Genomic DNA, 11572 nt, shown 5'->3' with positions numbered 1-11572 from the left:
CGGGTTCGATCAGTTCCGGGCGGACCACGGCGAGGATGCGGTGTGCGAGGAAGGTGGAGATTGCGTGGACGCCGCTTCACGGATGCCCGATCCGGTGCGAGCGGCGGCGGTGCGCGCGGTCATCCTGGTGGCGGTGACGCTGGTGCTGGTCATGATCGCCGTGCTGTGCTCCCTGGCCCGGGTGTGGTTCGCCCTGCCGACGGTGCTCCTCGCGGTGGCGAGCACGGTGGTCACCACCTGGGGGGTGCTGGACGTGTGGGTGACCCGGCAGATGTGGGTGCAGCGCAACGGGGTGATCTCCACCCCCAGCAGCGTGGCGCGCGAGTACGGCCCGCTCCGCCGCGGCCGGCGGAACCCGTCGCCCGGGCAGGCCGGTGAGCGGGCGCCCCGGGAGGCCTCCTAGGGGTTCCTGGGGGTGATCCCCGACAACGGCCGCCCGGGAGCGCGCCGGTCGCCCCCGGCGGACGTCGGGGCCGCCGGCCCTCCTCGGTGACGATCCCCCGGGCTCCGTTGATCACCAGGATGTGGTGCACGGCAACGATCCGTCCGGCTCCTGGAGGAACCGATGAAGTCACGCACCCGCACCGCCCTGGCCGCCGCCCTCGTCCTCGGAATCGCCGCGGGACCGGCGGCCGGTCCCGCCCTGGCCCTGCCCCGCTCCCCCGCGGCCGTCAGCGGCCTCCCCGCCTCCGGCGCCGAGGACGCCGGAGGGCCCGACGTCGCCGCGCTGCGCGCCGCACTCGCCGGGCTGCCGGACAAGGACGTGACGGCGGCGCTCGTCCGCGTCGGAGGCGACGGCTCGTGGCACGGCGCGGCCGGGGTGCGCGACATCAGGACCGGCGCCGAGGTCCTGGAGCACGGCCGGTTCCGGGCCGGGTCCGTCACCAAGGTGGTGACCGCGGCCATCGTGCTGCAGCTCGCCGCCGAGGGGAGGGTCGACCTCGACGCGTCCGTGGAGACCTACCTCCCCGGACTGCTGACGCCCGCCTTCACCGAGCCCGTCACCGTGCGGCAACTGCTCGACTTCACCAGCGGGCTCCAGGCCGGCGGCTCGCTCGGCGACACCGTGGAGGAGGGGTACCCGCACCGCTTCGAGACCCTCAGGCCGGAGGAGGTCGTGGCCTCGGCCGTCGCGAAGGGGCCCGCGTCCGCCCCGGGGACGCGGCAGGAGTACGGCAACATCGGCTACACGGTGCTCGGCATGCTGATCGAGGAGGTCACCGGCGACACCTACGAGCACCAGGCCGCCGTACGGATCCTCCGGCCGCTCGGCATGCGGCACACCTCCTTCCCCAAGGGCTCCGACCCCCGCGTCCACGGCCCGCACAACCGCGGATACGACTGGATCGACGGGAAGCTGGTGGACGTCACCGAGTGGAACATGTCGGACCGCTGGGCGGCCGGGGACATGATCTCCACCACCGCCGACCTCGAACGGCTCCTCGTCGCCCTGTTCGAGGGGAAGGTCGTCCCGGAACCCCAGTTGGAGGAGTTCTTCACGGTGCCGGACGTCCCCGGGGCGACCAGGGCCGCGGGCGGCATGGAACGGCACGTCGTGAGCGGCAGGGAGGTCTGGGGCAAGACGGGCTCGCGTCCCGGCTACCAGACCGTCATCGCCGCGACGCGCGACCTGTCCCGGACCCTCGTCTACTCGGTCAACAGCACCGACGCCAAGGGCGACGCGATGGGAGCCGTCCAGCGCTTCGCCTTCCCGGCCTTCGCTAGCTGAGCCCCTCCCCCGCCGGAAGGGAGGGGGAGCGGGACCGGTGACCGGGGCCTGCGGCGGGACGGCCCGCACCCCGGCCGCCACAGCCACGGCCTCGGCCCCGGCCCCGGCCGCCGTGGCGGCCGGGGCGCGGGACACCGTCAGCCGGGGGCGGGGACGGTGCGGGCCTCCTGCGGCCGACCCGTCCGCTCGGCCCGGTCCGTGCGTTCCGGGCGGTCCGGGCGGCGGAACATCCGGGTGGCCGTGATCTCGCCGTGCACCGGCTCCGCGTCCGGGTCCTGCTTCGGCAGCCCGGGCCGCAGGTGCTCCTCGACGCTGATGTACTTCAGCCCCGCCCGCAGGTCGGCGTCGTTGCGCAACCGGATGACCAGCGGGAACTCCGCGAGCGCCGTGGTGTCGAACAGGCCGGTGGTGTAGATGAGCTGGACGCCGAGCGCGTCGGCCACCGCCCGCTGGAGTTCCAGCAGGTACGTGGCGTTGGCCCGGCCGATGGGGTTGTCGAGGAAGAGCGTGCCCGCGTGCCGGTGCTTGTCGCGGCCCCGGTCGTTGCTGCGCAGCGCGGCCATCGTGCAGTACAGGGCGATGGCCGCGGTCAGGAGCTGGCCGCCGGAGAAGACGTCCCCCATCTGCCCGACCGGCACCCGCTCGGCGCGCAGCACCGCGTCGGGCTTGAGGATCTCCACGGCGACCCCGCGCGGCTGGAGGGCGGCGTGGACACCGCGCAGCAGCAGGGTCATGCCGTCCCGCCGCAGGTCGGAGTTCCGGCGGACGGCCGCCCGGGTGGCCTCGTCGATCACCTCGCCCAGCCGCTCGGTGAGGCCGGCCGGGTCGGGGTCCTCGAAGCGGATGCGCAGGAACTCCTGGCCGGACCACTCCCCCAGGCCCTCCGGGAGCCGGGACAGCCGCTGCGCCGACCGCAGGGTGGCCAGCGAGGACTCCACCAGGCCGCGCAGCCGGTCGACGATGCTGTCGCGGTTGCGCTCCAGTTGCTCCAGTTCGTCGGTCAGGACGCGCAGCCGGGGCTCGAAGGCGGCGGCCCAGGCGGCGGCGTGGTCGGGCAGGGCCGCGGCGGGCAGCTCGCGGATCTGCTGGCGGGCCGGGGTGCGCACCTGCTCGTAGCGGGTGGAGTTGGCGTGCCGTACGAGCACGTCGCACGCCTCGCGGACCGCCGCCTCGGCGGCGGTGAGGTCGGCGGCGCAGCCACGCAGGGAGCGGCGGGCCTCGGCGGCGGCGCGCCGGGCCTGGTCCAGGGAGTCGGCGTACGGCTCGGGCCCCGCCTCGCCCTCCCCCGGGCCCGTGCCGTTCGCGCCGTGCGGATCGCGCAGCAGGTCGCGGAGCATGGCGGCCAGCTCCTCGAAGGCGCCGGCCGCCTCCTCGGCGGCGCGGTGGGCGCGCACCAGCTCGGCGTGGGCGGCGCGCGCGGCCTCCAGGGCGTCGGTACGGGCGGCCAGTTCGGCGTTGGCGGTGCGCAGCAGGGACTGGGCGTGCTCGACACCGACGGGCACCATGTCCACCGGCAGCTCGGTGTGGGCCTCGCCCTCGGTCGGGGCCAGACGCTCGGCCTCGCCGCGCAGCCGGCCGAGCTGCTCGCTGGCGGCCGAGGCACGGGACTCCAGCATGTGGACCAGTTCCTCGGCGCGGGCGGCGGCGGCCTGCCGGGAGGGGCCGTCGGCGCCGTCGGGCCCCTCCAGGAGCTGGGCGGCGCGGGTGCGGACCTTGTTGGTGAGCCGGTCCAGGGCGGCGCGCGCGGCGCTCTCGTCGCCCTCGGCCCGGGCCTGCTCGGCGCGCAGGTCGGCGCCGACGCCGACCTTCTCGTAGAGCTGGGAGGCCGCGCGGTACGCCTCGCGCAGGGCGGGCAGGGAGGCCGGCGGCTCGGCGGAGGACCCGCCGTCGTCGGGGACCGCGGAGCCGTCGATCCCGTCGGGCGCGCCCGCGATCTCGGCGCGCTCGGCGCGCAGCGCACGGGCGGTGCGGCGGGCGTCGTCGGCGGCGCGCTGGGCGGCGCGGCGGTCCTCGTCGGCGGCGCGGGCCCGCTCCAGGCAGGCGGCGGCCCGGGCCTCGGACTCGGCCACCTCGACGGCCAGCTCCCGCAGCCTGGCCTGCCACTTGGTGCGTTCGCGCAGCCGGAAGGCGAGACCGGCCAGGGCGTCGGCGGAGCGGCGGGCCTGCTGGGCGCGCTCCTGCCGCTCCTCGCGTACGCGGGCGGCCTCGGCGGCGGTCTCCTCGGCCTCGGCCGCGGCCGTCCGGGCCTCCTCCAGCCGCTGCCGGGCGGTCTCGGCGACCTCCGCGGCGGCACGGGCGGTGGCGGCCAGTTCGTCGAGGCGGCCGGGCGGGCAGCCGGTGCGCCAGGAGGCGAGCCGGGCGGCCAGGGACCGGTCCGCGGACAGCCGCGCCGCCAGGGCGCGGATCTCCTCGTCGCGGGCGGCGGCGCGCTCGCGCAACTGCCGGCGCTCGGCGTCGGCGGCGCGCTCGTCGTGCATGGCCGGGTTGGGCGGCACCAGGAAGACGCCGCTGTCCTCCCCGCCGCCGGGCGCGGGCGTGGGGGCCAGCAGGGCGGCGGCGGTGCCGACGGCGACGGCGGAGCGGGGCAGCAGGGCGGCGTTGGACAGGACCTCGCGGGCGCGGGTGTGGCTGTCCGGGTCGGTGATGACGACCCCGTCGACCAGCTCCGGCCGCGCGGCGAGCACGGCGGCGTGGTCGGCCGGGTCCACCGCCTGGGCGAGGTAGCGCCAGCCGGGGAGGGCGGGGATGCCGTGCTCGCCCAGGTACTCGACGGTGGCCAGGACGTCGGGGCCGGGCGGCAGCAGTCCGCCGTCGCCGAGGGCGCCGAGGATGCGGGCGTCGTCGGCGGCGGCCGTGCGCAGGTCGAAGAGCTGCCGCTCGGCCGCGGCGACGCTCTCCTCCAGCAGGTCGCGCAGGGCCTCGGCGTTGCGGTCCAGTTCCTCGGCGCTGAGCGGCCCCGGGGCGCCCCGGCCGGCGGGCGACGCGCCGGCACCGGACTCGGCGCCGGCGTCGGCGGCGGGCAGGCCGAGCAGTTCGATCAGGCGCTCCTCGGCGCCCAGCGCCTCGGCGGCGCGGCGCTCGGCGGCGTACGCGGCGTCGGCCGCCTCGGCGGCGTCGGCGGCGCGGGCCGCGGCGAGTTCGGCGCGGCTCAGGGCGGCGGCGGTCTCCTGGGCGCGCTCGGCGGTGCGGCGGGCGGTCTCCTTGGCGGCCTCCCAGGCGGCGACCGCGGCCTTCTCGGCGTCGCTGGCGGCCAGCGCGGCACGGGCCGGGTCGGCGTCGGGGGCGGAGTCGTCCAGCCAGCCGGCCCGTACGGCCTCGGCCGTCTCCTGTTCGACCTCGGCCAGGCGCTGGCGCAGGTGCTCGCTCTCGCTGCGGGCGCGCTGGGCCTCGGTGGCGGCGGTGGTGGCGTCGCGGTGGGCGGCCTCGCCGGCGGTCTGGAGGGCGGTGGAGCGCTCCTCCTCCTCGGCGGCGAGCTGCTCGGCCCGCTCCGCGGCGGCGTGCAGGGCCCGTACGAGGTCGGTGGCGGCGCGGGCACGGGCGGCCAGCGCGGGGGCGGCGTCGCGTTCGGCCTCGCGGATGGCCGCGGCGACCCGGGCGGCGCGGTCGGCGGCGGCGCGGTGCGCCAGCACGGTCTCGGTGGCCTGCCAGGCGGCGTGGAGCGTCCGGGCGTCGCTCAGTTCGCGGCGCTGGGCGGCGGCGCTCTTCTCGGCGGCGGCCAGGGCCAGGGAGGCGTGGCGGTAGGCCAGTTCGGCGGCGATGAGCGAGGCGCGCTCGCGGTCGCGTTCGGCGGCGGTGACGGCGTGGGCCGCCTGGTCGGCCCGCTCGGCGAGTTCGGCGGCGCGGCCGCGCTCCTCCGTGCCGCGGGCGGCCAGCCGCCGGGCGAGGGTGCGGGTGCGCTGCTCGGCCCCGGCGTGGACGGCGCGGGCCGTCTCGCGCCGCTGGGCGGCCTCGGCGATGCGCCGCAGCAGGTCGAGGGAGCCGGCGGTGAAGTCCCGTTCGGCGGTCAGTTCGGCGCGGCGGCCCAGCTTGTGGGCGAAGCCGTGCACCAGGTCGGCCAGCCCGTCGGTGTCGCGGGTGTCGGTGACGGCGCGCAGCAGCAGGTCGGTGAAGTCGGAGTCGTTCTTGACGGCGAACAGGCCGGCGGCCTCGCCCTCGTCGGCGTTCATCTCGCGCTGGTAGCGGAAGAGCTCCGGGTCCAGGCCGAGGTCGCCCAGGTGCTCGATCCAGCGCTCGTGGACCTCCTCCCAGACCACGTCGAGGTTGGGGTACGCCTTGCCCGTCTCGATCAGGACGTCGCGGAAGCCCTTCATGGTGCGGCGCCGGCCGCGGGCGGCGGAGGTCCCCTCGGGGACGGGCCCCACCGCGGTGGACTCGGCGACCGGCAGGGAGTCCAGGTTCATGCCGGGGCCGGGCCGGAAGCTGTACCACGCCTCGGCGAACTTCCGCGGGTCGTTGGAGACCTGCCGGCCGCGCCACTCGCTGACCTTGCCGACGACGACGGTCTCGCCGGTGACGGTGTGCTGCCACTCCAGGGCGACGTGCCCGCAGTCGTCGGCCAGCAGGAACTTGCGCAGCACGCCGGAGCTGGCGCCGCCGAGGGTGTTGCGGTGGCCGGGCAGCATCACCGAGAAGATCAGCTTGAGCAGGACGGACTTGCCGCCGCCGTTCTCCAGGAAGAGCACGCCCGCGGGCGCGGGGCGGCGCGGCGGCCCGGTCGGCTCCTCCTCGAAGAAGTCGCCCTGGGCGGGGGCGGGGCTGGGCACCGGCTCGCCGACCCCGCGCAGGTCCAGCACGGTGTCGGCGTAGCGCGCACCGGCGGGCCCGATGGAGTAGAGGCGGATCCGGGACAGCTCGTACATGGCGGCGGGGCTCTCGTTGCTGAGGGTGGGGTCGGGTGCGGGTCAGGCGTGGAAGGGCAGTCCGGCGTCGGCGACCAGCTCCGGATCGTCGGCGTCGGGCGGCGGCAGCAGGGTGGCGCTGCCGTCGCTGACCGGGACGACGCCCAGCGCCAGCAGCTCGGACATGGCGGCGCTGCCCGCCATGTCGCGCACCTGGAGCTGGTACCGGGCGGTGGTGCGGTAGGTGCCCCCGGCGTCGTCGCCGGTGCGCTGGAGGAAGCCGGAGTCGGCGAGGAAGGCGGCGGCCTTGGCGACGATCCCGGTGGTGGAGCCGGCCAGCCGCCGGGCGTCCTTGGTCGCCCCGGTGGCGCTGCGCCGGGCGTACACCCGCCAGGCGGCCTCCAGGCCGGGCGCGTCGCTGACCGGGTCGGTGTTCTCCCCCTCCCGCTCGGCGCGCTCCTCCAGCCGGCGGCACGCCTGGCGGACGAAGGCGTCCACGCCGTTGACGGTGATCCGGCCGACGTAGCCGTCGTCGGCCAGGTCCTCGGGCCGGGGGAAGGCCAGGGCGGCGATGGCCAGGTGGGCCAGGCCGTGGAGGAAGCGGTCGGCGGAGTCTGCGGCGGCGCGGCGGGCGTAGTCGCTCATGCGGACGGCGAAGACGGAGTCCTCCGCGGCGGTGACCGCCATCCCGGCGCGGGGGGAGACCTCCAGCACGACCAGCCCGAGGCCGGTGGCGACGGCGTCGGCGAGCCGGGCGAAGGCGGGATCCTCCTGGTAGCGCCGCAGCAGGTCGGCGTACTCGGCGTCGCGGGCGGGCAGCAGCTTGGGCTGGAGCCCGAAGGAGACCAGCCGGGCGGCGTCCGCGGCGTCCGCGGGCGTGACGGGCGCGGCGGCGCCGGACCGCTCGCCGGCCCCCTGGGGGGCCTCCCCCTCGTGGTCGTCGTACCGTCCGTACTCGCTCACGGTGTCACCTCCGTACGGTCCGCGGCCATGCCCTCCGCGTCCAGCAGGGCGGTGCCCACGATCAGGTCGGCGCCGCCGAACTCCGGGTCGTCCAGTTCGGTGCCGTCGTCCACGGCGAACAGCAGCCGCCGCTCGCCCTGCCGGTAGGCGGTGCCGACCGGCGGGCTGGCGGCGTGCACCGCCAGCAGGGCCACCAGGTAGGGCAGGTCGGGATCGCGGCGGCGGGCCTCGGCCAGCAGGCCCGACAGCCGGCGCGGGGCGTCGTGGGGCAGGTCCAGCAGCTCCATGGCGGCCTCCATCTGCTCCTCGCTGAACCGGCTGTCGTCGGGCGTGGCGACCAGGTCGGGCTCGGGCATCTCGGCGCCCAGGTGTTCGCGGGGGGCGGGCGGGGTGAGCAGCATCTCGGTCAGGTCCCCCAGCCGTACGGCGGCGGGGGTGCGCAGCCCGGTGCCGCGGGCGAAGAAGGCGTCGGTGACCTTCGTGGCGCTCTCCAGGGGCAGCGGCAGCACCGGCGCGAGGAGCTGGCCGTACACGTCCAGGCCGGCGCGGGCGGCGGGCGGCGCGAACGCCTGCCGGTCCTGCTCGGCGCGGAAGAGCGGGCCCGCCTCCAGCAGCCGGGACTGGAGCTGGGTGTGGCGCCGGATGCAGTCCTTGACGATGTCGACCAGCTCGGCGGCGCGCAGTTTGTTCTCCGCGCTCTCCGCCTCGTCGCGCGCCTTGCGGATGTTGGTGAGGATCGCGTTCTCGTGGCGGTAGCGGTCGGCGACGTGGTCGAGGGCCTCGGCGATCATGTCGGGGACGGCGTTCAGCCAGTCGACCGCGCGGACGTTGCGCCGGGTGGCCTCCAGGGTGCGGCGCAGCGTCTCGGCGTACTGCACGGTGCGGTAGCGCGCCTGCTCGGCGGCGAGCTGGGCGTCGGCCAGCCGCCCGCGGCTGATCAGCACCTCCAGCTTGACCTCGGCGGCGATCTGCGCGCTGGTGACGTCCGTGTCGAGGGCGCCGACCAGGACGTTGACCGCCTCGTCGGTGGTGCGCAGGTAGACGCCCCCGCCCGGCCCGGGGACCTCCTCGATCAGCTTGAAGTCGTAGTCGCGCCGCACGTACTCCCCGTCGGGGCCGAAGGTGCCGTAGACGGCGCGGAAGCCGCGGTCGACGCTGCCGACGTTGATCAGGTTCTCCAGGACCCAGCGGGCGACCCGCTCGTGCTCGGCGGCGGGCCGCTGCGGGGCCTGGGCCGCGACGCGGGGCAGCAGCCGGGCCACTATCTCCTCGTGGTCGGCGCCGGTGTCGAAGTCCATGTGCAGGGTGACCAGGTCGATGGCGGCGAGCGCCACCTCCGCCATCGAGTACGTGCCGTACTCCCCGGCCAGGTTGGCCTTGCGCACGTCCAGGTCGTGCAGGGGCGCGGTGCAGGCGAGCGCCCGCAGCCGCCGGGCCAGGCCCTCGTCGGCGGCCGGGCCCGGTGCGGGCCGGACGGCACCGGGGGACGAAGCGGATACGGCTGTGGTCACGTGGCACAGATTAGGCGCTGGCACTGACAAAGATCGAAACGGCGCCGGCCGGCGGGCGTCCGGTCCACGGGACCGGGGCGGGTTCACCGGGCGGACGGGGCCTCGCCGGACGCCCCGGACCGGCGGAGCGGTCCGTCCGCGGCCGGCGTCAGGGACGGGCGTCCAGGCGGTGCAGCAGGGAGCCGTCCGGTCCGAAGACGTCCATCAGGTAGCCCCGGTCCGGCGCGAGCCCCTCCTCGTCCGCGAGGAAGGAGACGACCGACTCCTTCAGCTCCTGGAACACCTCGTCGTCCGTGTCCGGGTTGCGCGTCCGGACGATCAGCAGGGGAACGCCCTTGGGGCCGGACTCCCGCTGGAGGGCGTACACGTGCCCGTCCCCGCCGGCCCGCCGGTAGCGTTCGGCCAGCGCCTCCGCGCCCGCGGGCGCGGTCGTGTCCGTCGCCGTGGGGCCGACGGAGCCGTGCGGGGCGGCGGGGTCGGCGCCGAGGCGCTCACCCTCCTGCGCCGTGCAGGCGAACAGGACGACGGCGCAGGCCAGCAGTGTCAGGCCGGCACCGGGCCTCACCGGATGCCCCGCGGCCGCCCGCACGGGACGGACGGGCCGGGCAGGACGAACGGAGCGATGCGCAGGGGTGTCATGGCCACCGGAACCTCCGACTCGGGTCGGGAACGGACCGTGCCGGTTGGCGCCGCGGCCCGGTGAACCATCGCCCGAACCCGTCGGGCCCGTCAACACCGTCCGCGCCCGCGTCCCGGGAGCCCGCCGCCGGGCCGCCCGGGAGGGCCGGGCGCTCAGCGGGCGGGGTCCGCGGAGCCGAGCCGGCCGCGTACGGCGCTCTGCACCCCCGCCTCCTCGGCGGGGTCGGCGGCGAGCCGCCGCAGGCGTTCCACGACCCGGGTGTCGCCGGTCGTGGCGTGGCGGGCGGCGACCTCGCGGGTGGACTCCTCGCAGTCCCACAGGCACTCGATGGCGAAGCCCGCCGGGAAGGACGGGTCGGTGGCGGCCAGGGCGCGGGCCGTCCGGCCGCGGAGCTGTGAGGAGGCGGTCTCGCGGTAGACGTGCCGCAGCACGGGCGCGGCGCAGCGCACGGTCAGCCGTCCGACCCCGTCGACCAGCGGCCACAGGGCCTCGGAGTCGGGCCCCTCGGCACGGACGGTGCGGCGCAGCGCGGCCAGCACCGGCCCGACGTCCTTCCGGCCGCCGCGGCAGGCGAGCATCGCGGCGGCCGCCGCGCCCAGGGCGTCCTCGCGCCGGGCCCACCGGCGGGCCCGGTCCAGGGCGGCGACGCCGCGCATCCGGGAGAAGGCCTCCAACGCGGCCCGGGCGACGGTGCCGGAGGGGGCGTCCGGGGGGCTCGCGGGGTCGGTGGCGGCCGCCTCGATCAGGTCCAGGGCGTCGGGATCGCCGCTCTCGGCGAGGTGGCGCAGCGCGGCGGCACGGGCCCGGTCGGGGCCGTACCGGGCGGCGGCGAGCAGCTCGGGACGGTCCTCGGGACCGGCGACGGCGGCCAGGCAGCGGGCCGCGGCGGCCTCGCGCTGCCGCGGGTTCCGCGCCGGGGGGTCGGCCGGGCCGTGGGAGAGCGGGCCGTCGTCCTGGGCCCAGTCGAGCACCTCGCGCACGCTCCAGCCCGGGCGCGGTCCGGCGGGCCGCAGCTGGCGCTGCCAGCGGTCGAAGGAGCCCCGCTCCCGGGCGCGGGCGAGGCGTTTGGCCTGGGCGGGGCGGCCCGGATCCTCAGCCCACAGCCGCCAGGGCCGTGGTTCGAAGGCGTCGCGCACGGCCGCGGCCAGTTCGGCGTCGCCCTCGGGGGTGTCCGGGAAGCGCTCCAGGACGGCGGGGCCGAGCGAGCGCAGTCCGGCGTCGTCGTCGCGCACGGCCAGCTCGTCCAGGGCCCACTGCCAGTTGGCGCCGTGGGCGGCGTAGCGGCGCAGCAGCAGCAGCGCGCCGCGGTCGCCGTAGGAGGCGAGGTGGCCCAGGACGGAGAGGGCCAGGCCGGTGCGTTCCTCCCCGGTGTCGACGAGGTCGGCGGGGCAGAAGAGGTGGTCCTCGATGTCGTCGAGTCCGGCGTTCAGCTCCATGTGGAGCCGGGCGTAGTACAGGGAGCGGTGTTCGAGCTGCCAGTCGCGCCGGGGGTCGCGCCGCAGACACCGGCTCAGCGCGGCGAGCGCCTCGGCACGCGGCGCCGCGAGAGCGTGCAGCGTGCCGTCGCCGCGGCCTCGCTGCAGGAGGCCGAGCAAGGTGCCGCTGGGCGCTATGTCGGAATCGACGGAATCGGCGAACATAGGGTCAGCATCCGGTGCGGGGTGTGGGACTGGCAACGGGATTTCCGCTGCCCGTCGTCTTCTGCCGGTGGCCGCCGGTCCTCCTCCCGTTCTCCCTCGGTTGTCCCGCGGTTTCCCGGGCGTCCTGTCGTCTCCGGCCGGAGCGGGCGCTCCGGCCGCCGAAGGATACCGGGGAATCCGGTGCCGCGCCGCCCCGCTGCGCCCACCGCCGCCCGGGGCGCGGTGCCCCGCGCCGTACCGCGGGCCCCCGG

Annotated in this window: 7 protein-coding genes; 2 read left to right on the top strand and 5 right to left on the bottom strand. The window is 77.1% G+C overall.

Translation table 11 applies throughout. The annotated features are described in order from the left end of the window. The first annotated feature begins 64 nt into the window (after nt 1-64). Nucleotides 65-403, top strand: a complete 339-nt coding sequence (locus VE546_RS11175; RefSeq protein WP_414720447.1) for a hypothetical protein — start codon at nt 65-67, stop codon at nt 401-403. Nucleotides 404-565: 162 nt separating this feature from the next. After that, nucleotides 566-1729, top strand: a complete 1164-nt coding sequence (locus VE546_RS11170; RefSeq protein ID WP_324921163.1) for a serine hydrolase domain-containing protein — start codon at nt 566-568, stop codon at nt 1727-1729. 137 nt (nt 1730-1866) lie between these two features. Here VE546_RS11170 and VE546_RS11165 read toward each other — a convergent pair whose 3' ends face one another. From VE546_RS11165 to VE546_RS11145, 5 genes are all read right to left on the bottom strand, one after another. Beyond that, the gene (locus VE546_RS11165; RefSeq protein ID WP_324921161.1) at nt 1867-6588 is read right to left on the bottom strand and encodes a hypothetical protein; all 4722 of its coding nucleotides are present in this window, start codon (nt 6586-6588) and stop codon (nt 1867-1869) included. A 42-nt stretch (nt 6589-6630) separates the two neighbouring features. Next, the gene (locus VE546_RS11160; RefSeq protein ID WP_324921159.1) at nt 6631-7530 is read right to left on the bottom strand and encodes a hypothetical protein; all 900 of its coding nucleotides are present in this window, start codon (nt 7528-7530) and stop codon (nt 6631-6633) included. Continuing rightward, complete coding sequence (locus VE546_RS11155) at nt 7527-9041, bottom strand: hypothetical protein (protein ID WP_324921157.1); 1515 nt, start codon at nt 9039-9041, stop codon at nt 7527-7529. Before VE546_RS11155 ends, VE546_RS11160 begins: the two co-directional genes overlap by 4 nt. A 148-nt stretch (nt 9042-9189) precedes the next feature. Further along, nucleotides 9190-9606: a hypothetical protein gene (locus VE546_RS11150; RefSeq protein WP_324921155.1), complete on the bottom strand. Its 417-nt coding sequence runs from the start codon at nt 9604-9606 to the stop codon at nt 9190-9192. A gap of 227 nt (nt 9607-9833) precedes the next feature. After that, nucleotides 9834-11321 (bottom strand): HEAT repeat domain-containing protein, encoded by a 1488-nt coding sequence (locus VE546_RS11145; RefSeq protein ID WP_324921153.1) that lies wholly within the window; start codon nt 11319-11321, stop codon nt 9834-9836. Between the last annotated feature and the right edge of the window lie 251 nt (nt 11322-11572).

Source organism: Streptomyces sp., assembly GCF_035644915.1.
Classification (GTDB): domain Bacteria; phylum Actinomycetota; class Actinomycetes; order Streptomycetales; family Streptomycetaceae; genus Streptomyces.
This window is presented reverse-complemented; position numbering and strand designations above follow the sequence as displayed.

Coding starts and splice junctions, on each gene's coding strand:
- VE546_RS11170 (WP_324921163.1), top strand. CDS start 566: ATGAAGTCACGCACCCGCACCGCCCTGGCCGCCGCCCTCGTCCTCGGA.
- VE546_RS11165 (WP_324921161.1), bottom strand. CDS start 6,588: ATGTACGAGCTGTCCCGGATCCGCCTCTACTCCATCGGGCCCGCCGGT.
- VE546_RS11145 (WP_324921153.1), bottom strand. CDS start 11,321: ATGTTCGCCGATTCCGTCGATTCCGACATAGCGCCCAGCGGCACCTTG.